Raw genomic sequence first — 23,265 nt, forward strand, 5'->3', positions numbered from 1 at the left:
TGTTCCGCGCCCGGGAGCGGTAGCTATTCCGACACACCTCGTTTCCGGTGAAATCACCGCTGAAATACGAGGACTGCGACGGGAAGCCGTTCCGTGTCCGCTTATAAATCCCCCCGCGAAGAGTCCCGGCTCTTCAGTCGGACAGCGCCACGATCCGACCGTCCTCGGTGACGACGAGCGCCTCGGCGCTCCCGTCTCCGGTCGCGTCCGCGAACAGCGGCCCCGCGTACACGACGGCGCCGCCGACGTCGCCGCGGGCGATCGCCTCTCCCTGCTGGTTGAGCGCGAGCACGCCCCCGTTCCGGTTCACCGCCACCGGCCCGGGGGAGCCGTCGCCGTCGATGTCGGCGACTCCCGGCTCGTTCACTCGCGTATCGCCGCCGTACTGCTGTTTCCAGACGACTTCGCCGTCGAGCAGGTCGACCGCCCAGACGCTCCCGCTCCCGCCGACGTGGACCCGACCGGGGTCCGCGTCGCCGACGCTGACCGGGAGGTCCTGCAGGCCGACCTCGTACCGGGTCCCGCCGTCGGCGACGTCGATCGTCTCGAGGTTCCCGTTCGCGCCGCCGAGCGCGAGCACCGGGCCGCTCCGCGTGTCGGCCGCCGTCCAGCTCAGAGGCGTGACCGACGGGCTCGCCGTCCACTGGACCTCACCGACGGCGTCGAGCAGGCTGATCGAGTGCCCGCCGTCGGCTGCGGTCGCGACCGCGAGCCCTCGGGTGGTGTCGTCGCCGTCGCCCGCGTCACCCTCGGCGTCGTCGGACTCGTCGAAGTCGACCGCCAGCGGCCGCCGCTCTACCGGCGCGTCGAGGTCCGTCTCGAACACCGTCTCGCCGGCGTCGTCGACGGTGAGTACCCGCCCGTCGGTCGTGACCGCGGCGACCTCGCCGTCGCCGTCGTCGTCGAGATCGCCGATCGCCGGCCGGAGCCCGCTCGGCCCGCCGAGGTCGACGGCGAACCGTTCGGCGCCGTCGGTGGGGTCGAGGACGACGAGGGAGCCGGATTCGGTCGTGAACGCGACCGCCTCGTCGCCGCCGAGTCGGCCGGATACCAGTCCGCTCGTCGCCGGGGGATCGGCGCCGTCGCCGCCGGTGTCATCGGTTTCGGCGGATCCCCCGTCGACGGTCGTCCGCCACTCCACGCCGCCGCCGACGGCGGTTGCGCGTACCGTCCGGTCCCCGTCCTCGACGGTCGACTGGAGGACGAGCGGGTCCCCGTCCATGGTGGCGACGACCGCGCCGGTGCCGTCGTCGCCGGCGACGGGCTCCGATTCCCAGACGACCTCGGCGTCGATCGTGGCGTCGTCGACGCCGACGAACGCGAAGAGCGCGACGCTGACGCCGGTCGCGCCGCCGGCCAACAGGATCAGACTCGCGAACAGAACGCGGCGGTCCATTACCGATCGGTTCGGTCGTCGGCGTGATACCGCTGTCGGATGCGGCGGGCGGCCGGACACGAAACGGCGGGCCTACAACAGCGTCGCGACGCGGTCCGCGTGCTCCGGCCCCACCCGTTCGCGGAGGGCGTCGAGGTCGCGCTCGCCGTCGATATTCACCAGGGAAACGGCGCCGTCCGGTCCCCCGTACGCGCCGTGGAAGTCGTAGACGAAGCCGTACACCTCGGCGCCGGCCGCCTCGTCGGCCTCTCGGGCGATCGCCACCTGCTCGTGGACGTTGTACTCGACGAGGCGGTTCCGGACGCTGGGGCGGTCCTCGCTGTCACTGCCGGCGCCGTCGGCGGCGTCACCGCGCTCAAGCGCGTCGAGGCCCGACTCGACGATCGGAACGAGCTCCTCCACGTCGGCCCTGACGCCCGGTTCGGCGGGGAACTCCCCGGTCCGGGCCGCGGAGAGGGCCGCGCCGACCGCGCCGCATCCGGTGTGCCCGACGACCGCGAGCGCGTCCGTCTCGGTGTAGGCGAGCGGGTACGCGACGCTGCCGGCGAGCACGCGCTCGCCGTCGACGCGGTCGCTCACGCGGTTCCCGATGTTTCCGGCGGTAAAGAGGAATCCCGGTCGATCGACCGCCCACATGCCCTCCTGCGACACGCGGGAGTCCGAACAGCAGACGGAGACGACCGGGGGCCGCTGGCCGTCGCGCCGAGCGGCGAGGTCGGCGGCGGCCGCGGACGCGACGTGCTCGTCGTTGCCCTCGAGGAGCTCGGCCAAGAGATCTCGGCTCATACCCGTCGACCCGCCCCCGTGTTTAAAAAGGAGACGGACGGGGCGAGTATCGGGAGCGGAACGTCGTCGATCGGTCCGAGGGTGCTCAAGCCACCAGGCCGACGATCTGCACGAGGAACCCGACCACGAAGACGGCGAGGAGGGCGATCGTCGCCACCACCACCGCGGGCGCGAGGATCTCGTCGTCCTGATCGAGCACGATCGACTCCATGTCCTTCATGCGAGACCCGTCGTCGCGACGGGATTTGAACGCTTCGCTCGGCGGGGCTTCCGTCCGGTCGTGACGGCGACCGAGCCGACTCCGCGTCCCGGCCGGCGCTGAAGGGAAGCTTCATTTACCTCTCGACGGACTGTGCGGACGGATGAGTGACGGAGGGGGACCGACGCCGAACGGGCGAAGGGGGCGGCGATGACGAACCGCGACGCGACCGACAGCGGGCGATCTCGGGCGGCGCTCGCCGACCCGGCGAGCGAGGCGAGCGGAGCCTCGACCGAGGCGGCAACCGCCACGGAGCCGTCGGCCGGCGCGCTGGTCGTCGTCTGCGGGCTGCCCGGCGTCGGGAAGACGACCGTGGCGGAGCGGGTCGCCGACCGCGTCGACGGCGAGATCCTCCGGACCGACGTGATCCGGAAGGAGCTGTTCGACGAGCCCGCGTACACCGACGCCGAGACCGAGGCCGTCTACGCGGAACTGATCGACCGCGCCCGCGACCGCGTCGCAGACGGCTCCGCCGTCGTCCTCGACGCGACGTTCGCGGACGCCCGGTTCCGCGCCGACGCCCGCGAGGCGGGCGAGCGCGTCGCGGACGGGTTCGCGCTCGTCGAGGTGGAGTGCGACGAGTCGGTCGTCGAGCGCCGGATCGAGCGCCGCGACGGGATCAGCGACGCCGACTTCGAGGTCCACCTCCACTTCAAGGAGCTGTTCGACCGGATCGAGACCGACCACGTCGTCGTCGATAACTCGGACGATCAGGCGGCGACGTACGCGCAGGTCGACGCCGCGTTCGGCGGGGCGGCGCCCGACGGCGACTGAGCGCGGGCGGCGGCCGCGGCTTCGCGAGAGACGGTCCACCCCCGTCCCGTGCCAACAATTTTCACGGGATACGCGCACACGCGTCTCCCATCACTTATAGGCGCGACGGTCGTACTCCCTGTATGAGCGAAGAATCCGGGCGTCGGAACCTCCGAATGCCCAACGACGACGAAGTGTTCGCCGTGGTGACGGAACACCTCGGCGGGAACCACGTGCGACTGCGCTGCGTCGACGGCGAGACGCGGATGGGCCGGATTCCCGGCCGCATGAAGTACCGGACGTGGATCAGCGAGGGCGACGTGGTCCTCGCGGAGCCGTGGTCCTGGCAAGACGAGAAGGCGAACGTCGAGTGGCGGTACGACGACGAGGACGCGGACCAGCTCCGGCGCGAAGGCCACATCCAATAGCGCCGCAGTGCGGTGTCGACGGGACGTACTCTTGAACCCCCGAGCGGCGGCGCCGACCGCTTATCTACTGAACTCGATCGCCGCGCCCTGTCCGAAGCCGACACAGAGCGTCGCGAGCCCGCGGTCGGCGTTGCGCTTCTGCATCTCGTGGATCAGCGTGACGGGGAGGCGCGCGCCGGAGGCGCCGAGCGGGTGGCCGATCGCGATGGCGCCGCCGTTGACGTTGTAGCTCTCCTCGTCGACGCCGAGTTCGCGCCGTGAGTACTCGCACTGGGAGGCGAACGCCTCGTTGAGCTCGACGAGGTCGTAGTCGTCGATGGTCCGCCCGGCGCGGTCGAGCAGGCCCCGCGTCGCGGGCACCGGGCCGATCCCCATCACGGTGGGGTCGACGCCGGCGACGTTGTTCGTGCCGACCTCCGCGAGCACGTCGAGGCCGTGGTCCTCCGCGAACGCCTTGCTCGTGACGAGCGTGAGCGACGCGCCGTCGGAGATCTGCGAGGAGTTCCCCGCCGTCACCGTGCCGTCGCCCGTGAACGCGGGCGAGAGGCCGGCGAGCTTCTCGGCCGTCGTGTCCGGGCGGATCCCCTCGTCTTCCTCCACGAGCCCGTCGTCGGTCTCCACGGGGACGATCTCGTCGTCGAACCGCCCCGACTCCGTCGCCTCGGCGGCGCGCTGGTGGCTCCGGGCGGCGTACTCGTCTTGCGCCTCGCGGCTCACCTCGTACTCCTCGGCGACCTTCTCCGCGGTCATCCCCATCTGGAGCTGGAAGACGTTGTACTTCTCCGAGAGCTCGGGGTGGAGGTGCTGGTAGGAGTCGCCGTCCATCGGGACGCGGCTCATGTTCTCGACGCCCCCGGCGATGACGCAGTCGCGGTTCCCGGCCGCGACCGCGTCCGACGCGGAGATGATCGCCTGCATCGAGGAGGCGCACCAGCGGTTGATCGAGGTCGCGGGCACCGACTCGCCGAGCTCCGAGAGCAGCGCGATGACGCGCGCGACGTTGTTGTCCTGCTCGGTGCGCTGCTGGGCGACGCCCCACATCAGGTCGTCGACGTGGTCGCTCGTCAGCCCCGTCTCCGCGAGCGTGTGGTCGATGAGGCGCGTCGAGAGGTCCTCGCTGCGGACGTCCGCGTAGACGCCCCCGTCGCGTCCCTGCGGCGTTCGATAGGCGGCGGCGATAACCGGGGTGGTCTCGTCTGTCATGAACGATCACTGGCCGGTGAGACACTTAAAACGGCGTGGAACCGGAGGGAATCCGACCGGAGTTTATCGTTTATTCCTCGAGGAGGGTCTCCCCGGTCATCTCCGCGGGCCGGTCGACGCCGATCAGGTCCACGAGCGTCGGGGCGATGTCGCAGAGGGAGCCTCCCTCGCGGACCTCGCGTCCCCCGTCGTCGCCGTCGGGCGTCAGGTAGACGAACGGGACCGGGTTGAACGTGTGGGCGGTGTGGGGGTCTTCGAGAGTCCCCATGTCGTCGGCGTTGCCGTGGTCGGCCGTCACGACCGCGTGGCCGCCCGCGTCGGCGACCGCGCCGAGGAGCCGGTCGAGCTGGGCGTCCACCGCCTCGACCGCCTCCACCGCGGCGTCGAAGTCGCCGGTGTGGCCCACCATGTCGGGGTTCGCGTAGTTCAACACCAGCAGGTCGGGGTCGTCGGCCTCGATGATCCCGACCGCCTCGTCCGTGAGCTCCGGCGCGGACATCTCCGGCTGGAGGTCGTAGGTCGGTACGTCCGGGCTCTCGACGATCTCGCGCATCTCGCCGGGAAACTCCACCTCGCGACCGCCGTTGAGGAAGTAGGTCACGTGGGGGTACTTCTCCGACTCGGCGATCCGAAGCTGGGTCAGCCCGGCGTCGGAGACGACCTCGCCGATCGTGTTCTCGGGCATCTCGGGCGGGAACGCGACCGGGAAGTCGAACGTCTCGTCGTACTCGGTCATCGTGGTCATCCGGACCGACGGCTGGTCCAGATCGAACCCCCAGTCGGGCCGCGTGTCGGTGAGCATCCTGACCAGCTGTCGCGCGCGGTCCGCCCGGAAGTTGAAGAAGACGACCGCGTCGCCGTCATCGAGGGCGGGCTCGCCCTCGACCAGCGTCGGCTCGACGAACTCGTCGGTCTCGCCGCGGGCGTGGGCCTCGGTTGCGGCCTCGACCGCCGACTCGGCCTCGTGGGGCGCCTCGCGCTCGACGATGGCGTCGTACGCCTTCTTTGTCCGCTCCCAGTTCTCGTCGCGGTCCATGGCGTGATAGCGGCCCATCACCGTCGCGACGTGGCCGGTCCCGCGCTCGTCGGCCTTCGCGGTCACGTCCGCGAGGAACCCGTCGGCGATCTCCGGGGCGGTGTCCCGTCCGTCCGTGAACGCGTGGCTCGTCGCGGACACGCCGGCGTCGGCGGCGGCGTCGATCAGCGCGAGCAGGTGCTCCACGTCGGAGTGGACGCCGCCGTCGGAGACGAGCCCCATGAAGTGGACCCGTCCGCCGGTCGACTTCGCGTGCTCCAGCGCGTCGGCGATTGCGTCGTTGTCCGAGAGCGAGCCCTCCGCGAGCGCGTCCGTGATCCGGGTGTACGCCTGCTTGACGACCCGTCCGGCGCCGATGTTCAGGTGGCCGACCTCGGAGTTCCCCATCTGGCCCTCCGGGAGGCCCACGCGACGGCCGTGAACGACGAGCCGCCCCTCCGCGCCGCGATCGGTCGCGGCGTCGAACGCCGGCGTGTCGGCCGCCGCGACGGCGTCGCGGCCCGCCGGCCGACCCGAGGGGTCGACCGTCTCTCCGTCCTCGCGGTCGCCCGCTCCGCCGCCGAGACCCCATCCGTCGAGGATGATGAGCGCCGTTTCCATACCGCCCGTTCCCGGCGCCGGGGTAACTACCCTTCGCTCCGGGCGACCGCCGCGGGGGAGCGAAGCGGCGGCGAGACCGGTCACCCGATCGCCCGCAGGCGGGCGCCCGGTCCGCGGGCCGGAAGTCAGCCTTTTCACCTTCCGACGCTAACCATACGTTAATGGACTCCGCGGTACTGCTCGATCTCCTCGGGAACGAGAACCGGCGGCGCATCCTCCGGCTGCTCGCGACCAAGCCCTGCTACGTCACGGAGATCTCGGAGTACCTCGACGTGAGCCCGAAGGCGGTGATCGACCACCTGCGGAAGCTGGAGGAGGCCGGCCTCATCGAGTCGACCACCGACGACCAGCGCCGCAAGTACTTCCGCATCGCGCGGAGCCTCCGGCTGGAGGTGAGCGTCTCCCCGTACGGCTTCGGCGCGAAGAGCGCGTACCCCGCGAAGAACAGCTTCGACATGGCGTCGCGGTGTCAACACCTCACGATAGAGGTCCCGGACGGCCCCGGCTCGACGAGCGATCTGGCCGACCTCGCCGGCGAGTACGGCCGGCTTCAGGACCTCGATCGGGAGCTCTCGCTGGCCCAACGGTGGGTGCAGGGCCGCGTCGACGACACGCTGTCGGAGATCGACGAGCGGCTCGGAACCGAGTCGGACAGCCGCTTTTTCGCGGCGGTCCTCGCCGCGCTGGTCGAGAGCGACGGCACCCCCGCGGCGGTCGCCGACGAGGTCGGCGCCCGCGAGGAGACGGTCGCGGACGCCCTCCGTCGGCTCGCCGACGTGGGCGTCGTCGCCCGCGACGGCTCCGCCGACGTGGACCGCTATCGGATCCGGTAGGGTCGTGGCCCGAGCGCCCGCGGGAGGCGGATCCCCGCACGCCCGGCCGCTTTCGGAACCTTTTGGCGCGCTCCCGGGAGAGGTCGACGCGTGAGCAGAGCACGGAATCTCTCGTTGTTCCTCGTCCTCGCCGCGGTGTGGGGCTCCGCGTTCATGGCGATCAAGGCCGGACTGGCGTACTTCCCGCCCGTGTTGTTCGCCGCGCTCAGGTACGACGTCGCGGGCGTCGTCATGCTCGCGTACGCGGCGTACGTCGTCGACGACCCGATCCCGCGGGGGCGCGACGAGTGGGCCGTCGTCGCGGTCGGCGCGACGCTGGTCATCGCCGCCTACCACGCGTTCCTCTTCATCGGCGAGAGCGACCCGGCGGTGACGAGCGCGGTGGCCGCCGTCATCGTCAGCCTCTCGCCCGTCCTGACGACGGTCTTCGCGCGCGCCTTCCTCCCCTCGGAGCGGCTGACGGTCGTCGGCGTGATCGGTCTCGTCGTCGGCCTCGTCGGGGCGGTCGTGCTCGCCGCGCCGGACCCGAGCAACCTCGCCGGCGGCGGGACGGTCCCGAAGCTGCTCGTGCTGCTGGCGGCCGCGTCGTTCGCGCTGGGCTCGGTGCTGATGCGGGCCTCCGACGACGACGACCTCCCGATCGAGACGATGGAGGCGTGGTCGATGCTTCTGGGCGCCGCCCTGATGCACCTGCTGTCGCTCGGGCTCGGCGAGTCGATCGCCGACGTGGCGTGGACCGCCGAAGCGGTCCTCGCGCTCGGCTACCTCTCCATCGCCGCAAGCGGGCTCGGCTTCCTCATCTACTTCGACCTCCTCGACCGTCTCGGCCCGATCGAGATCAACCTCGTCTCGTACGTCGCCCCGGTGTTCGCCGCGGTCTCCGGGTGGCTGTTCCTGCGCGAGGCGATCACCGTCAACACCGTCGCCGGCTTCCTGATCATCTGCGCCGGCTTCGCGCTGGTGAAGCGGACGGCGTTCAGGGACGCGCTCCGCGAGTACGGCGTGCTCGGGTAGTCGACTCGCGAGACACGTCAACGCGGCGCCCTCTCAAGGCGAGCAAAACACGTCAACGCGGCGCATACCCGAGGTGGTTTTTATACGCACCCGCGAGACGAGCGGGTATGTTCCCCGAGACGATCGAGACGGACCGGTTGCGGTTGGAACCCGGGTGGCCCGAACACGTCGACCTCGACGAGTGCTACCGGATCTGCTCGTCGGACCCCGGGATCGACGAGGTGACCGAGCACGTCACGTGGGACCCCCACGAGACGAAGAAGGAGACGCTCGAGTTCCTCGAGCGCGGCCGCGAGCGGTGGGAGGAGGGCGAGGCGGCGGGCTACGTCATCCGCCCCCGCGAGGGCGAGGACGGCGCCGGCGAGATCGCCGGCTTCGGCGGCCTCACGGTCGACTGGGAGAAGCGGACCGCCGTTCTGGGCACCTGGCTCCGCAAGCGGTTCTGGGGGCGCGGCTACTCGGGCGAGCGCGCCGCGGCGCTCGCCGAGGTCGCCTTCGCGGACCTCGATCTCGACCTCGTCGCCGTCAGCCACCTCCCCGAGAACGAGCAGTCGCAGCGAGCGATCGAGAAGTACGTCGACCGGCTCGGCGGCCGCCGCGAGGGGCTGTTGCGGAACCAAATAACCTTCATGGACGGGAGCGTCCACGACGAGGTCCGCTACTCGATCTCACAAGAGGAGTGGCGCGAGGCGACCGAGTAGCCGGGAAGCGGTGGGAAGACCCGAGTCGGGACACGGAGATCGGACACGGTCGGCGGCGAGCGCGCCGACCCAACAGACACTTACCACGGCCGAAACGACTCCGAGCACATGTCTGTCCCCGACCAATCGAACAGCACGAGCGGACTCATCGGTGGCGCGGCGGGCGGCGCCGTCGCGTATCTCCTCGGCTATCTAGTCGTGTACGTGACGCAGGGCGACCGGATCGAGGAGGTGCTGTCGGGATTCAACTTCTTCGCCGACCTGTTCGGCGGCGATCCGATTCCGACGTGGCAGGCCGCGGGGTGGGCCTTCTACAACACCCACTTCGTCGACACCGTGTTCCAGATCGGCGGCGGCTCGTCGCGGAACCTCCTCATGGAAGCAGACGGCGGGTCACTGCTCTTCGTCCTCCCGCCGCTCCTGCTCGTGGTGGCCGGGCTCGTCGCCGGCAGAGCCGCCGGCGCGTCCGACCCCACCGAGGGAGCGAGGGCCGGCGCGTTCGTCCTCGCCGGGTACCTCCCGCTCGCGGTGATCGGCGCGTTCCTGTTCCGGTACGGGGGCGGGGAGATCGCCCCCGACATCGTCACCGCCGTGCTGCTCGCCGGCGCCGTCTACCCGGCGGTCTTCGGCGCGATCGGCGGGGCCGCCTCGTCGCTACTGAGCGACTGAGTCGGCGGAGCGGCACCGCGCTTCGGCGACCCGTTCCGGAGAATCCTCAGTACCCGGCGTCCTCGGGGTCGATCCGGTCGCCGTACTCCCGCGCGGGGTCGACGGGGCGACCCTCGTCGGTCTCGGGCGCGACGTAGTCGATGAACGCCTCCACGTCCGGCTCTCGGACGCGGACCGCGACGTCGATCTCGCCGAGCTCGTCCGGCTCGCCGACCGCGAAGTTGACGACGCCCTCGAACGCCGCCTGCTTTTTCAGCGAGAAGTCGAACCCCTCGTCGGTGCTGTTCTGTAAGAACACCCGCCGGGCCGTGTCGAGGATCTCCTGTTCGTGGAGCACGTCCGAGAAGGCGTCTAAGGTGTGCGCCTCGGCGACCAGCCGGCCGTCCTCGTGGATCGGTTCCGCGTCCGGGAACACGTTCCGGACCGCGTCGGCGACCCGGTCGGTGGCCTCGGTGTCTCGGACGGGGACCTCGATGCGCACGTCGACGCTGTAGATCACGACCCGTCACCTCCGGCGTCGGCGGTCGCGGGACCGGCGTCGGCTTCCCGGTCGGCGTCGGCTTCCCGGTCGGCGCTGCCGCGCTCTCCTTCGCCGTCCGCGACGCCGAGCGCCTCCCGGACGCGGCGTCGGAACGCCGCCAGCGTCCCGGTGTTGTCGATCTCGACGTCGGCCCGTTCGAGCGTTTCGCCGAGGCCCAGTTCGATCTCTCGAGCGTCGCGCTCGCGGAGGGCCTCCAGGTCGGAGTCGGAGTCGTCGCGGCCGCGGTCGTCGAGCCGCTCCGCGCGGAGCTCGAAGGGGGCGCGGACCGCCACCAGCGTGAAGTCGTCGCCGAACGCCTCGCGGAAGCGCTCAAGTTCGACGGTCGAGCGGAGCCCGTCGACGAGCACGGTGTCGCGCTCGCCGTCGGCCGCCGCCTCCCGGATCAGCGGGAGCGTCCGGACGGCGATCGCGTCGTCGCCCTCCTCCTCGCGGAGCGCGCCCGCGATCCGGCCGTGGTGTTCGGCCGGGTCGAGCCCGCGGCGGCGGCACTCGGCGCGGATCACGTCGCCCATGACGACGACCGGGATCCCCGCCTCTTCGGCCACGTTCGCCGCCTCTCCCTTCCCGCTGCCGGGGAGGCCGACGGTTCCGATGACGTTCATTAGCGGCGAGTAGTCCCGTGTCGGACTTAGGTCTGCTGTTGGGGTCCCGAACTCGCCCGCCCGAAAGTTGCGCTCGAACGGCCCGATATACCTGTGGAGTCGAATAGAAAACTCAATAGAGATAGTATAAAATTATATAAACTATTCGGGAAAGTCATTTAACGTGGCTGACGTGTGCCAGCAATCCTCTTGCATTCGCCCGCTTCCCTCCGACGGCGACCGGTTCTCGGACGGTGGACGACCGCGGCGACGCACGGCGGCCGCGGAGATTCATGCGACGACGAACACTCATCACGGGAGCGGCGGCCAGCGGTATCGGCGGGATAACACTCATCGGGAGCGGCGCGTTCGACACGGCGACGGCCGAGCGGACCGCGACGGTGAACTTCGCTGACGACGAGAACGCCTATCTCGGGCTGATCTCGGAGAGCGAGTACGCGGTCGAAGAGGAGGGCGAACTCGCCCTCGACTTCACCGAGGTCTCGGCCGACAGCGACGGGATCGGCCGCAACTCGGAGTACTACTTCGACGCCGTGTTCGCGATCGCGAACCAGGGGACCCAGCCGGTTTCGGTCACCGCGTCGAGCGACGCGGAGTCGTTCGACGGCGACTTCCGGCTCTACCCCACCGACGACCGGAGCGGGACCCTCGACGACGCGGACAACGTGATAGACATCGGCGTGGGCGACCAACGCTCGGTCGGTACGCATATCCAGACGGGAGACGTGGACACGAGCAACGACGTGGCCATCGACATTTCTATCGAGGCGGTCTTCGACGACGAGGGGGACGACGGCGGTGACGAGCCCGACGAGCCCGATCCGGAGCCGCCGGAGACGATCGATATGACGGAGTTTTTCTCCACGTCGAGTCTCGTCGCCGCAGACGGGAGCCCGCTCGACGACGACTCCGTCGTCGCGGTCCGCGCGGAGCCGACGGCGGAAAACGAGGATCCGGAAGAAGACGACGAATTCGTCTCGTACCCGGACGACACCGAAATCCCGTTGCTCGCGGTCGACGGCAACGTCCTCGGATTCGGATCGGACCTCGGTTCCGACGGAAGCGACGTTGATGCGAACCGAACGCTCATGGCGAACGCGTGGCAGACCGTCCTCGACGGTACCGGAACGGTCCTGTACGACGAGACGCACGGCCAGACACTCACGCTCGACGCCTTCTCCGCGCTCGAATCGGTCGCCGAGGACCGCGGATTCGACGTCGAGGCCATCGGATCGGAGTTCGTCGACGCCCTCAACGACGCGGACGCGGTGATGGTCGCCACCGACAACGACGACGTGGCGAGTGACGGTGGGTTCTCCGACGCGGAGCGGTCCGCGCTCGCCGACTTCGTCGACGACGGCGGCGCGGTGTTCCTCCACGGAACCGCCTCGTTCGACGGGACCTCGAACGGCGTACTGAACGCGGTACTCGACGAACTCGACGCCGGGTTCCGGTTCAACTTCGATCAGGTGACCGACGAAGAGAACTCCGGATTCGCGCCGTTCGTACCGCGCACGAGCAACTTCAACGACGACGAGTTTCCCGACTTCTTCCTCGCGGAGGGTGAGCTATGAGACGCCGCAGCGTCCTCATCGGCATCGGCGCGACGGCGGCCGGCGGCGGGGCGATCGCCACCGGCGCGTTCGACACGGCGACGGCCGAACGCGACGCGACGATCGCGCTCTCCGACGACGCGAACGCCCTGCTCGCGCTCTCGCCGCTCGACGAGGAGTTCGCCACCGTCGACGACGAGGGCGAGCTGGCGCTCGTGTTCGACGGGGTCGAGGGAGGGGGAACCGGCTTCGGATCGAACACGGTGTACGAGCTCGACGACGTCTTCGAGGTCCGCAACCAGGGCACCGAGGACCTCGGACTGTTCGCGCAGGTCGATGACGGCGCGCTCGGCGACGCCGACTTCGAGTTGACCGTCGACGGCGAGGCGATCACCGAGGAGCCGAGCGTCGAACTCGACACCGGGGAGTCGGTCGCGGTCGGGATCCGGGTCGACGCCGGCGGTGATCCCACGGACGGCGAGGTCGCGATCACGCTGGGCGTCGGCGACGGACCGGTCGATGAACCGGGCGACGATCCCGGTGAGGAGCCGGGAGACGAGCCCGAGTTCGTCGACGAACTGGTGTTCGACTCGACCGCGAGCCTGCTGGCCGACGACGGCTATCTCCCCGACGAGGCGATCGTCGTCGCCGCCGAGGACACCGCGGTCTCCGTCGACACGGACGGCAACGGCGACGACACCACCTACCCGGACGACGAGCCGCTGCCGCTGATGGCGGTCGACCAGGACCGACCCATCGTCGCCTTCGGCGTCCCGTTCGCGACGAACGGCGTTCAGTTCGGCCAGTACGGCAACGAGGAGGTGCTGTTGAACGTGTTCGACGCGTACGCCGACTCCGACACGGTGCTGTGGGACGAGGGGCACGGCCAGTTCTACGACCTCGCCAGCCACGAGTCGTTCGCCGGCTACGCCGAGGATAACGGCTACGTCGTGGAGGCGACGACGGACCTCGAAGACGACCTCTTCGGGCCGGCGTCCGCGATCGTGATCACGTCGCCGACGGACTCGTTCAGCACCGACGAGCTCGACGCGCTCGCGTCCTTCTCCGACGCCGGAGGGCTCGTCGTGCTCATGGACCAGTCTGACTTCGACAACTTCGACGAGACGGACAACCTCAACGCGTTGGCGAACGGGATCGACTCGCAGATCCGGTTCAACGACAACCAGGTCGAGGACGGCGAGAGCAACGACGGCGCCGACTTCGCTCCGACGACGACTGCGCTCGACACGGGGACGTATCCCGACCTGCTCGCCGACCGCGACGGTCTCGGGCTCGAACTCGACCCGAGCGAGGAGTACGAGGTCGAGGTCGTCAGCGTCGCCGACGGCGACACGGTCGACGTCCAGTTCGACAACGAACTGGTCGAGACCGTTCGGACGCTGGGTCACGATTCGCCGGAGACCAGCGCCGGCCCGGAGCTCCCGGAGGAGTGGGAGGGGATCGACGACGTCGACACCCTCCTCGACTACGGCGACGAGGCGACGACGTACGCGCAAGACCAGCTTCCCGAGGGCGAGACGGTCACCATCTCGTTCGACGAGAACGAGGGACTCCGCGGGGACTTCGGACGGCTGCTCGGACTCGTCACGCTGGACGACGGCACCCTGTACAACGAGGCGCTCGTCGCCGACGGGTACGGACGCGTGTACGACTCCGGGCTCGGACTCCACGACCAGCTCTGGAGCGCCGAGGCCGAGGCGCGCGCGAACGACCGCGGCGTCTGGGCGGAAAGCGACGTGAGCGCGACGCCAGTCGTGGGCGACGGCCCGGTCGACGAGCTGTTCGTCCCGTACGCGACCGCGGTCGCGGCCGCGGACGGCGGATCGGTCCCGGACGACCGCGTCCCGGTCGAATCCGAGGACGGCGACCCGCTCGTGGGCGTCGACGTCGACAGCAACGTCGCGCTGGTCGGCGGGCCGCTGCCCGACGAGAGCTTCGAGAGCGGCGAGGGCGGCCCCGGAACCGAGCCGTACGGCAACTACGTCTTCCTCGCGAACCTGATCGACGCCGTNCTCTGCGGACGGCCGCGAGGGAGGCGTCGTCATCGACGGGGGGCACGGCCAGTTCGCGGCCGACTACGCGCTCTCCGGCGAGGACGCCGCCTTCTTCCAGCGGTACCTGGAGGGGTTCGCGGTCGAGTTCGACGGGAAGAACGACTACGACGGCGAGTTCGGGCCCGACCTCGCGGACGCCCGAGCGCTCCTCGTCACCGCCCCGGACGACCCGTTCACGAGCGACGAGGTCGCCGCGATCGAGGACTTCCGCGACGACGGCGGCGCCGTGATCCTCGCGGGCGCCGGTCTCGACGCGGCCGCCGACGCGCGCGACAACCTCGACGCGCTCGCCGCCGACCTCGGGAGCGACCTGCGGACCGGCGACCAGGTGACCGACGCGGAGAACAACCTCGGCGGGCCGATAACCCCGACGACGACCAACTTCGACACCGGCTTCGACCTGTTCGACGCCTACGGCGACGGCGGCGGTGACGGCGGCGACGGCGGCGACGGCGGTGACGGATCGCCGCTCGCAGTCGACGAGATCGTCGCCGATCCGGAGGGTGACGCGACGCAAGACGAGTACGTCGCGTTCGTCAACGAGGGAGACGAGGCGGTCGATCTCGACGGGTACGAGGTGTACGACGCCGCCGACAACAGCTACGCGTTCGCCGGAGCGACCGTCGATCCCGGTGCCACGATCGCGCTGTACACCGGCTCGGGCACCGACACCGACGACACGGTGTACTGGGGTCGCGGGTCGCCGGTCTGGAACAACGGCGGCGACACGGTGTTCGTCGAGGACCCGGACGGGACGGTCGTGATCGAGTACGGCTACTGAGCGCGGCAGCAAACGCGGCGCGAACCGTCGGCGTTTTTTAACCGGGCGCTCGAAGTTCGAACGAGGGCACATAGCTCAGCCCGGATAGAGCGTCGGACTTCTAATCCGACGGTCGTGGGTTCGAATCCCACTGTGCCCGTTCGATCGCAGTGTGGTCAGTGGTGCTCGCCACCGGATCGATTTAAAAACCGCTTCGGGACGATTTATAAACCCGCTTCAGTCCGCCACGTTCGGCGTCCCCAGATACTCCTCGTTGATCTCGTACTCGCCGTCGTCGTTCTCGACCAGGTACTCGCCGTAATAGGGCACCCGATTCGCCACGACGGCCTCGAACGTCTCGGCGATCTCCTCGCGGGTCATCTCGCCCATCGACCGGAGGTCGTCGTTGCGGTTGAGACAGCCCTTTAAATACCCCTCGTGGGTGACGCGGACGCGGCCGCAGTTCGCGCAGAAGTCCTCGTTCTCGACGGGGTCGACGATCTCGACCATGCCGCCGGTGGCGTCGTCGCTCTCCTCGCCCACGAAGTACCGCTTCCGGTCGTGCATCTCGCGGCGCTCGACGCGGTCCGCCTTCTCGGCGAGCCAGTCGTGGACGCGCCCGATGTCGACGTTCCACTCCGGCTTCCCGGTCAGCTCCGGCATGTACTGGATGAGCTGGAGCTGGAGCCCCTCGTTGTCGGCGACGTGCTCGACCATCTCCTCGACGTAGCCCGCGGTGTGCGTGAACACGACCATGTTGAGCTTCACGGGGTCGAGCCCGGCGTCGACGGCGGCCTTGACCCCCTCCAGCACGCGCTCGTAGGCGCCGGACTTGGTCACCTCCGCGAAGTCGTCCGGATCGAGCGCGTCCTGCGAGACGTTCACGCGGTCGAGTCCGGCCGCCTTCAGGTCCTCGGCGCGCCCGGGGAGGAAGGTCCCGTTCGTCGTCAGCGACACCTCCATCGAGTCGGGCGTGCGCTCGACGATCTCCTCGAGGTCCTGCCGGAGCATGGGCTCGCCGCCGGTGAATTTCACCGAGTCGACGCCGTACCCCTCGACGACCTCCAGGAAGCGGACCACGTCGTCGGCGCTCATCTCGTCGTCGCTCGGCTCCATCGGTCCCCGCGTGTCGCCTAACCCCTCGTTGTGACAGTAGACGCAGTCGAAGTTACACCGGTCGGTAAGCGAGATCCGAACCCCCGTCACCTCCCGTCCGAAGTCGTCCGCGAGTGGGCCGGCCATGTCCGATCGGAACCGCCGCGTTTGCTTAAATATCCGGGTCGATCGTGGAGAAGCGTAACGGATGGAGGTTACGTCTCGGCCGCCCACTCCTCTCCGACGTACGCCATCTCCCAGAACGCGAGTTCGAGACGCGCGCTCGTGCGGAACGCCTCGCGCATCCCGTCACGGTGGCCGGGGTGCGCCTCCGCGTAGTCGTTGAGGAGACCGCGCATCGACGCGGTCTCCGCGCGGAACGCCTCGCTCGTGTACGTCTCGATGAAGGGGGTGTACCGGTGCTCCCCGTTCGCGAGCTCCGCCATGTGGTCGGCCACGTCGAGGTACCCCTGCATGCAGGGGTAAAGCGCCGCGACCGCGACGGGAACGGGCCGCTCGTGCGCCGTGCGAACCAGATGGCTCGTGTACGCCTCGCAGGTCGGCCGCTTCCGCACGGCAGCCAGGTCACCCGGCGTGACGCCGTACTCGGCGGCGAACGACCGGTGGAGGTCCAGCTCCTCGTTCAACACGGCGTCCGCCCCGCCGAGCAGCGTCGCCATCGCCGCCTCCTCCCTCGCCTTCGCGCCCGCGACGGCGTACGTGCGAGCGTAGTCGAAGAGATATCGGTAGTCCTGTTCGAGCCACCGCCGAAACGCGGCGTCGTCGAGGTCTCCCGCGGCGAGTTCGCGGACGAACGGGTGCTCGAACTGGGCCGCCCAGATCTCCGTGCCCGCCGTCAGGAGGTCGTCGCTGAACGTCATGGTCGAGCGCTCGACGGGCGGGGATATAACTTTGTGGTATTACTTGCTAATCCCCGTCCGCGATCGCGATCCGAAGCCCGTCGCTGGCGATCTCGACGTCGCCGTCGAACCCCGCGTTCCGGACACTCCGCGCCATCTCGCGCTCGCGACCGCCGGTGTGCGGGTACAGGTGCGAGAGTACCAGGGTGTCGATATCGGTGCCCGTGAGCGACTCGCCGAGTTGCGTGGGGTTGGGGTGGTTCGACACGTCGGTCCCGTCCGGGAACGAGCAGTCGTGGACCAAGAGATCGCTCCCGTCCGCGAACGACGCCATGCCCGCGAACGCCTCCGTGTCCCCCGAGAGCGCGAGCGGTCCGTCCGCGGGGTCGAGATCGCTTCTCGGCGGCGAGAACCGGTAGGCGAACCCCTGCATCGAGTGGCGCGTCTCGCGGGCCGTCACGTCGAACCCGGCCGCGGCGAAGGGCCGCGCCGCCGACACCTCCCGGACCGCCAGATCGATCCGCCCGTCGAGGTAGTCGTGAACGTCGAGGAGACCGTCGAGGAGCGATGTGGTCCCCGCGGGGCCGACGACCTCGAGGTGCTCCTCGCCGGCGAGCCACCGGGCCTTCATCAGGGGCAACAGCGCCGCGACGTGGTCGAGGTGGTGGTGCGTCAGGAGGACGGTCGAGACCCCCTCGTAGCCGGTGTCGGTGCCGGCGAGCCGCTGGAGGACGCCGCTGCCGCAGTCGACGAGGAGGGAGCGGTCGCCGTCGTCGAGGAGGTAGCCGGCCTGCACGCGGTCCGGGACCGGCATCGCGCTGCCGGACCCGAGGACGGTGAGTTCCATGCTCGTGTGTCCGTGCGCCCGGTCACCTAACTCGGTCGCTACTTGATCAGGAACACCGGCACGTTCGCGTCGTCGGCCACGCGGTCGGAGACGCTCCCGAGCGACCGGATCCGCTCGCGCGGCGACTTGCCCTCGGGGCTCATCACGATCACGTCGATCCCGTGCTCGTCGGCGTAGTCGACGATCTCGGTGTCCGGGGTCCCCTCCACCACGTGAGTCTCGACGTCGACGCCCGCCTCGGCGGCGCGGTCGGCGACCGCGTTGACCGCGGCTTCGCCCTGCGACTCGAGGTCGGCGACGACCTCGTCGTGGAGCTCCCCGGAGCTCGCGGTGGCGATGCGTCGGTCGACGACGTACAGCGCGTGGATCGTCGCGTCGTGGTCGCTCGCCAGTCGGACGGCGTGATCGAGCGCGCGGTCGACCGCCTCGCTCCCGTCGGTCGGCACCAGCAGGTCGTCGTACATGGCCGACCCTTCGATCCGGCGACAAATAACGGTACGCCCGCTCGGCCGGTCGGTGGGAACGCGCGGTGCCGGCTCGCCGTTCCCCCCTCGCAGTCCGGACCGTGACAACTCCCCTCGCGCAAGCGAACGGTTTTTGCGTCGACCGAGTGGAGGGGACGTATGGACGAGGACACCCCCCGAACGGACGGCGGGACCGAGCGCGCGGAACCGACCGAGGACGTCGCGCTCGACCCGTGGGGGTCGGCGTCGGTCGGCGACTACGCGGACCTGTTCGAGGAGTTCGGCATCGAGGCGTTCGACGACGTGGCCGGCGACGTGACGGACCCGCACTACCTGATGCGCCGCGGCGTCATCTTCGGGCACCGCGAGTACGACGCGGTCGCCGAGGCGATGGCCAACGACGAGCCGTTCGCCGCGCTCTCCGGGTTCATGCCCACCGGGGACCCCCACATCGGCCACAAGCTCGTGTTCGACGAGATCATCTGGCATCAGGAGCGTGGCGGCGACGCCTTCGGACTGATCGCCGACCTGGAGGCTCACTCCGCGCGGGGGATGTCGTGGGACGACATCGACGAGCACGCGCGCAACTACCTCCTGAGCCTCCTCGCGCTCGGCTTCGACGCCGAGGAGGGCGAGATCTACCGCCAGTCCGACAACCGGGATGTCCAGGACCTCGGCTTCGAGCTCGGGTCGAAGGCGAACTTCTCGGAGTTCGAGGCGATCTACGGCTTCGACGGCGAGACCAACATCTCGCACATGCAGAGCGTCGTCACCCAGACCGCGGACATCCTCTACCCGCAGCTCGTCGACGAGCCGAAGCCCACCGTGATCCCGGTCGGCCCGGACCAGGACCCGCACGTCCGGCTGACCCGCGACCTCGCGACCCGCGTGCGCTACTTCAAGGTGACCGAGGCGTTCGCCTCCTTCGAGCTCGACGACGACGAGCGCCAGTTGGTGCGAGCCGCCTACGACGCGCTCGCGGCTGGAGGGGCGGGGGACGACGACGACGCAATCGACGACGGCGAGGTCGACGACGCCGAGACGGACGTGCGCTGCGGGGACGCCGCAGAGTGGCTCGCCGACTATGAACCGCCGGAGACGGACGCCGACGACGCCCCGGACCTCGCCGCCGCCAAGTCGACCGCCCTCGACAAGCTCCGCGCGGGCGGCAAGGAGCCGCTCCGCCCCCGCGTGCGCTTCTTCGACCGCAACGCCACCGAGGAGGCGTTCGAGGCCCTGATCGAGGCGGTCGACGGCGAGAAGCGCGTGTTCGAGGGCCACGTCGACGCGTTCGACCTCACCCGCGGCGAGGCCGAGTCGGTCGCCCGCGAGGTGGAGATCGACCACGACGGGTTCGGCTTCCGTCAGCCCTCCTCGATCTACCACCGCTTCATGACCGGGCTCACCGGCGGGAAGATGTCCTCGTCAGTCCCGGCGAGCCACATCTCGCTGCTCGACGACCCCGAGGACGGGTACGACAAGGTCCGGTCGGCGACCACGGGCGGCCGTGACACCGCCGAGGAGCAGCGCGAACTCGGCGGCGAGGCCGACGAGTGTCCGGTGTACGAGCTGTACGCCTACCTGCTCGCGGGCGACGACGACGAGCTCACCAAGACCGTCTACTCCGAGTGCGTCAACGGCGAGCGCCTCTGTGGCGGCTGCAAGGAGCAGGCCGCCGAGCTGATGCGCGAGTTCCTCGAGGACCACCAGGAGAAGCGCGCGGAGGCCGAGGAGCTCCTCGACGACCTCGACATCGACCTCGACTCCGACCGGCGCGGGACCGGCGGCGAGCACTGAGGCAATCGCTGATCGCGGCGGACATTTATATACCAATACGGTGACGTGTGCTGTCTCGCGGCATTTAGCCGTTTATAACGGTGTGAGCAACCGCGTCCGGGCGCGTTCGCGACGAGACCGCTCGCGAGCCACGCTTCGGATCGTCGCTCGGTTACAGCTCTCGTTTTACGTAGCTCCCGATGACTCCGCCGATCGCGCTGAGCGCCATCGTGTAGGCGAACGCGAGCGCGATAATCCCGAGGATCAGCACGACGCTCCCGAGCACGACGCCGGCATCGGGAGCGACCGGGACGACGAACAGGACCAGCACCAGGATTCCGAGAACGGGGATCGACGCTATCGCACCCGAAATCGCGCCGACCCGGAGGCCGTCGTTCGTCTCGCCGCCTTCGAGGTAGCCCGCCAACGCGCCGCCGAGCACGGGCGAAATGCCCGTGAACGAGAGCAGGACCGTCGCGACCGCGCCGAGTAGCGCGTTGAGGTAGGTATTGTCTGTCACGGGCCGACCGTCACCGGCGGAGCGTATAGTTCCTCGGGACGGGGCGGAGACCGCCCCTCCGCTCGCGTCTCCCCGCATCGACGCCGCCTGAGCCGATAGTTTATGGGGCGGGCGGTACCTCTCACGAGTATGACCGAGCAGGAGACGATCCACGTCGCGGACGTCAGCGAGGGGATCGGCGGCGACGCGACGGCGGATCCGGGATCACCGGTGGAGCTTCCGGTCGTCGACGTGCTCACCGGCCGTTCGTTTATTACCGGCAAGAGCGGGTCCGGCAAGAGCAACACCGCGTCCGTCGTTATTGAGAATTTGTTATCTAACGGATTTCCCGTCATGATCGTGGACACAGACGGAGAATATTACGGACTTAAGGAAGAATATGAAATTCTGCACGCCGGCGCCGACGACGAGTGCGATATCGTCGTCTCCCCGGAACACGCCGAGAAGCTCGCGAACCTCGCCTTGGAACAGAACGTCCCGATCATCCTCGACGTCTCCGGGTACCTCGAGGAGGACACCGCCAACGAGCTGCTCTTAGAGGTCGTCAAACAGCTGTTCGCCAAGGAGAAGCGCCTCAAGAAGCCCTTCCTGCTCGTCGTCGAGGAGTGCCACGAGTACATCCCGGAGGGCGGCGGGATGGACGAGACGGGCAAGATGCTGATCAAGGTGGGCAAGCGCGGGCGGAAACACGGCCTCGGCATCGTCGGGATCAGCCAGCGCCCCGCCGACGTGAAAAAGGACTTCATCACCCAGTGCGACTGGCTCTGCTGGCACCGGCTCACGTGGGACAACGACACGAAGGTGGTCGGGCGCATCCTGGGTTCGAAGTACGCGAGCGCCGTCGAGGACCTCGGCGACGGCGAGGCGTTCCTGATGACCGACTGGGACGAGTCGATCCGCCGGATCCAGTTCCACCGCAAGCGGACGTTCGACGCGGGCGCGACGCCCGGGCTCGACGACTTCGAGCGCCCGGAGCTCAAGTCGGTCTCCAGCGACCTCGTCGGCGAGCTCCAGTCCATCTCCGACGAGGAGGAGCGGCGGGAGTCCGAGATCGCCGACCTCCGACAGGAGCTCGACAAGCGGGACCAGCGGATCCACGAGCTCGAGCGCGAGCTGGAGGAGGCCCGCGACCTGAGCAACATGGCCGACCAGTTCGCGCAGGCGCTCCTCGGGAAGGCCGAGGCGCCCTACCGCGGCGGGAGCGAGCGGTCCGCGGTCGGCGCCGGACGGGCCGTGGCCGACGACGGCGGAACCAGCGAGAACGACGGCCAGTCCGTACTCAAATCGTACGACGAGGCGGTCGCCGCGACCGAGGGCGACGGCGAGCGAACGAGCGGCGACGAGCCCGCGACCGGGGGGCAGGCGGAAGGCGATACCGCCGACACCGCCGATACCGACGGTATCGACGCCGATACAGTCGACATCGCCGCCGACCCGGACGAGGTCGTCGACGACGGCGACGCGGACGCGCCGCCCGACACCGACGTCGACCCGGTCACCCGCGCGGACGTGGCCGAGAGCGCGCTCCGGTTCGACGACGCGGTCGAACTCGGCACCCGCGAGGCCGTCATCGAGGAGCTCCGGAGCCGGATCGAAGCCCTCCCGGAGCTCTCGCAGGGGATGCTCCGGCACTACCGCCGCGAGGGCGTCAGCGACCCCGTCGCCGCCCACATCGACGCCGGCGGCGACGGCGACTCCGGCCACGCGTACAGCCGCCACCGCCCCGTTCGCCGGGCGGGGCTCATCCGGCACGCCGGCCGGGGGCACTACGCCTACGCCGTCCCCGACCTGATCCGCGAGGCGTACGCCGACCGGCTCGACGAGGAGAGCGTCCGCGAGATCGTCCGCGCGGTCGAGACCGCCTTCGTCCCGCCGGCCGAGCGGAGCTACCCGCCCGACGCCGACCCGTCGGAGATCGGGGTCGGAGGCGGATCGGCGGAGGTCGGCCTCGGCGGCGAGAGCGCTTCCGCCGGCGACATCGACGCTCCCACCGGTGACGCTGACGCCGCTGACGCTGGCACCGCTGGCACCGCTGACGCTGGCACCGCTGGCGCCGCTGACGCCGGTACCGCTGACGCCGGTACCGCTGACGCCGGCACCGACGCCGCTACCGACGGTGACGGCGGGAGCGGTGGCACCGCCGACGGCGACGACCGGGATCCCGGAGAGAGCGCAGACCGACCGGCCGGCGGCCTGAGCGACGCCGCACGGCGGCTCGCTGACCGCGGGCACACCGCCGACGAGTGACGGTCAGTGCGAGAGGCTCGTCGGGGCGAATGGGTGGTGAAAACGGGGTCAGAACGGGACCGATAAGGTCAGAACGGGACCGACAGGTACTCGCTCGGAACCGCGTTCCGCGCGGTCACCTGCGGGTCGACCACCTGACTGACCTCCAGCCCGCCGACGAGACTGGAGAACAGGTACGCCTCCGTCCGGGAGAAGTCGTGTTCGTTCGCCAGCAGCCGGACCTGTCTCTTATACACATCTCTGATGG

Annotated in this window: 23 protein-coding genes and 1 tRNA gene; 12 read left to right on the forward strand and 12 right to left on the reverse strand. The window is 69.7% G+C overall.

Annotated features, from left to right (window positions below; translation table 11 throughout):
* Positions 1 to 133 precede the first annotated feature (133 nt).
* The 3 genes from C469_RS16010 to C469_RS17660 form a co-directional block, all read right to left on the reverse strand.
* Positions 134 to 1,396, reverse strand: coding sequence for a PQQ-binding-like beta-propeller repeat protein (locus C469_RS16010; protein ID WP_008008472.1), 1,263 nt, complete (start codon positions 1,394 to 1,396; stop codon positions 134 to 136).
* A gap of 72 nt (positions 1,397 to 1,468) precedes the next feature.
* Positions 1,469 to 2,182 (reverse strand): carbonic anhydrase, encoded by a 714-nt coding sequence (locus tag C469_RS16015; RefSeq protein WP_008008474.1) that lies wholly within the window; start codon positions 2,180 to 2,182, stop codon positions 1,469 to 1,471.
* 85 nt (positions 2,183 to 2,267) lie between these two features.
* Positions 2,268 to 2,402, reverse strand: a complete 135-nt coding sequence (locus C469_RS17660; protein WP_008008476.1) for a hypothetical protein — start codon at positions 2,400 to 2,402, stop codon at positions 2,268 to 2,270.
* A 189-nt stretch (positions 2,403 to 2,591) separates the two neighbouring features.
* Here C469_RS17660 and C469_RS16020 point away from each other — a divergent pair, with 189 nt between their 5' ends.
* Both C469_RS16020 and C469_RS16025 read left to right on the forward strand, forming a co-directional pair.
* Positions 2,592 to 3,215 carry an AAA family ATPase gene (locus C469_RS16020; RefSeq protein WP_008008478.1) on the forward strand — a complete coding sequence of 208 codons (624 nt, stop codon included), beginning with the start codon at positions 2,592 to 2,594 and terminating at the stop codon, positions 3,213 to 3,215.
* Positions 3,216 to 3,337: 122 nt separating this feature from the next.
* Positions 3,338 to 3,622 (forward strand): translation initiation factor eIF-1A, encoded by a 285-nt coding sequence (locus tag C469_RS16025; RefSeq protein WP_049911483.1) that lies wholly within the window; start codon positions 3,338 to 3,340, stop codon positions 3,620 to 3,622.
* Between the two features lie 60 nt (positions 3,623 to 3,682).
* On the opposite strand, the gene C469_RS16030 is transcribed toward C469_RS16025, so the two are convergent.
* On the reverse strand, positions 3,683 to 4,825 hold the full coding sequence (locus tag C469_RS16030) for a thiolase family protein (RefSeq protein ID WP_008008482.1): 1,143 nt from the start codon (positions 4,823 to 4,825) through the stop codon (positions 3,683 to 3,685).
* A gap of 70 nt (positions 4,826 to 4,895) precedes the next feature.
* The gene (gene gpmI, locus C469_RS16035; RefSeq protein WP_008008484.1) at positions 4,896 to 6,461 is read right to left on the reverse strand and encodes a 2,3-bisphosphoglycerate-independent phosphoglycerate mutase; all 1,566 of its coding nucleotides are present in this window, start codon (positions 6,459 to 6,461) and stop codon (positions 4,896 to 4,898) included.
* 161 nt (positions 6,462 to 6,622) lie between these two features.
* On the opposite strand from gpmI, the gene C469_RS16040 reads away from it, so the two are divergent.
* The 4 genes from C469_RS16040 (at position 6,623) to C469_RS16055 (ending at position 9,678) form a co-directional block, all read left to right on the forward strand.
* On the forward strand, positions 6,623 to 7,294 hold the full coding sequence (locus tag C469_RS16040) for an ArsR/SmtB family transcription factor (protein ID WP_008008485.1): 672 nt from the start codon (positions 6,623 to 6,625) through the stop codon (positions 7,292 to 7,294).
* Positions 7,295 to 7,384: 90 nt separating this feature from the next.
* A complete protein-coding gene (locus C469_RS16045) occupies positions 7,385 to 8,308 on the forward strand; it encodes a DMT family transporter (RefSeq protein WP_049911484.1) in 924 nt (307 codons plus the stop codon).
* A 107-nt stretch (positions 8,309 to 8,415) separates the two neighbouring features.
* Positions 8,416 to 9,009: a GNAT family N-acetyltransferase gene (locus C469_RS16050; RefSeq protein ID WP_008008488.1), complete on the forward strand. Its 594-nt coding sequence runs from the start codon at positions 8,416 to 8,418 to the stop codon at positions 9,007 to 9,009.
* 108 nt (positions 9,010 to 9,117) lie between these two features.
* A complete protein-coding gene (locus C469_RS16055; protein WP_008008490.1) occupies positions 9,118 to 9,678 on the forward strand; it encodes a hypothetical protein in 561 nt (186 codons plus the stop codon).
* A gap of 46 nt (positions 9,679 to 9,724) precedes the next feature.
* Here the strand turns inward: C469_RS16055 and C469_RS16060 are convergent, their stop codons facing one another.
* Positions 9,725 to 10,177 carry an RNA-binding domain-containing protein gene (locus tag C469_RS16060; RefSeq protein ID WP_008008492.1) on the reverse strand — a complete coding sequence of 151 codons (453 nt, stop codon included), beginning with the start codon at positions 10,175 to 10,177 and terminating at the stop codon, positions 9,725 to 9,727.
* Positions 10,174 to 10,821: an AAA family ATPase gene (locus C469_RS16065; protein WP_008008494.1), complete on the reverse strand. Its 648-nt coding sequence runs from the start codon at positions 10,819 to 10,821 to the stop codon at positions 10,174 to 10,176. Before C469_RS16065 ends, C469_RS16060 begins: the two co-directional genes overlap by 4 nt.
* Positions 10,822 to 11,093: 272 nt before the next feature.
* On the opposite strand from C469_RS16065, the gene C469_RS16070 reads away from it, so the two are divergent.
* The 4 genes from C469_RS16070 to C469_RS16080 all read left to right on the forward strand — a co-directional run bounded on the left by C469_RS16070 (position 11,094) and on the right by C469_RS16080 (position 15,369).
* On the forward strand, positions 11,094 to 12,395 hold the full coding sequence (locus C469_RS16070; RefSeq protein ID WP_049911492.1) for a DUF1102 domain-containing protein: 1,302 nt from the start codon (positions 11,094 to 11,096) through the stop codon (positions 12,393 to 12,395).
* A gap of 710 nt (positions 12,396 to 13,105) precedes the next feature.
* On the forward strand, positions 13,106 to 14,881 hold the full coding sequence (locus C469_RS16075) for a DUF4350 domain-containing protein (protein WP_449272124.1): 1,776 nt from the start codon (positions 13,106 to 13,108) through the stop codon (positions 14,879 to 14,881).
* Entirely contained in the window at positions 14,778 to 15,230 is a 453-nt protein-coding gene (locus tag C469_RS17585) for a lamin tail domain-containing protein (RefSeq protein WP_241430044.1), read from the forward strand. Before C469_RS16075 ends, C469_RS17585 begins: the two co-directional genes overlap by 104 nt.
* Before the next feature lie 64 nt (positions 15,231 to 15,294).
* Positions 15,295 to 15,369, forward strand: a tRNA-Arg gene (locus tag C469_RS16080).
* A gap of 77 nt (positions 15,370 to 15,446) precedes the next feature.
* On the opposite strand, the gene moaA is transcribed toward C469_RS16080, so the two are convergent.
* The 4 genes from moaA to C469_RS16100 form a co-directional block, all read right to left on the reverse strand.
* Positions 15,447 to 16,451, reverse strand: a complete 1,005-nt coding sequence (gene moaA, locus C469_RS16085) for a GTP 3',8-cyclase MoaA (protein ID WP_008008499.1) — start codon at positions 16,449 to 16,451, stop codon at positions 15,447 to 15,449.
* 68 nt (positions 16,452 to 16,519) lie between these two features.
* Positions 16,520 to 17,185, reverse strand: a complete 666-nt coding sequence (tenA, locus tag C469_RS16090; protein ID WP_008008500.1) for a thiaminase II — start codon at positions 17,183 to 17,185, stop codon at positions 16,520 to 16,522.
* Positions 17,186 to 17,231: 46 nt separating this feature from the next.
* Positions 17,232 to 18,011, reverse strand: a complete 780-nt coding sequence (locus C469_RS16095) for an MBL fold metallo-hydrolase (RefSeq protein ID WP_008008501.1) — start codon at positions 18,009 to 18,011, stop codon at positions 17,232 to 17,234.
* A gap of 38 nt (positions 18,012 to 18,049) precedes the next feature.
* Positions 18,050 to 18,475, reverse strand: coding sequence for a universal stress protein (locus C469_RS16100; protein WP_008008503.1), 426 nt, complete (start codon positions 18,473 to 18,475; stop codon positions 18,050 to 18,052).
* 159 nt (positions 18,476 to 18,634) lie between these two features.
* Here C469_RS16100 and C469_RS16105 point away from each other — a divergent pair, with 159 nt between their 5' ends.
* Positions 18,635 to 20,272 (forward strand): tryptophan--tRNA ligase, encoded by a 1,638-nt coding sequence (locus tag C469_RS16105; RefSeq protein ID WP_008008505.1) that lies wholly within the window; start codon positions 18,635 to 18,637, stop codon positions 20,270 to 20,272.
* Positions 20,273 to 20,423: 151 nt separating this feature from the next.
* Here the strand turns inward: C469_RS16105 and C469_RS16110 are convergent, their stop codons facing one another.
* Positions 20,424 to 20,771, reverse strand: coding sequence for a DUF5518 domain-containing protein (locus C469_RS16110; protein ID WP_008008507.1), 348 nt, complete (start codon positions 20,769 to 20,771; stop codon positions 20,424 to 20,426).
* 129 nt (positions 20,772 to 20,900) lie between these two features.
* On the opposite strand from C469_RS16110, the gene C469_RS16115 reads away from it, so the two are divergent.
* Positions 20,901 to 23,018, forward strand: coding sequence for an ATP-binding protein (locus C469_RS16115; RefSeq protein WP_008008509.1), 2,118 nt, complete (start codon positions 20,901 to 20,903; stop codon positions 23,016 to 23,018).
* Positions 23,019 to 23,265 lie beyond the last annotated feature (247 nt).

This window comes from Halorubrum lipolyticum DSM 21995, assembly GCF_000337375.1.
Classification (GTDB): Archaea; Halobacteriota; Halobacteria; order Halobacteriales; family Haloferacaceae; genus Halorubrum; species Halorubrum lipolyticum.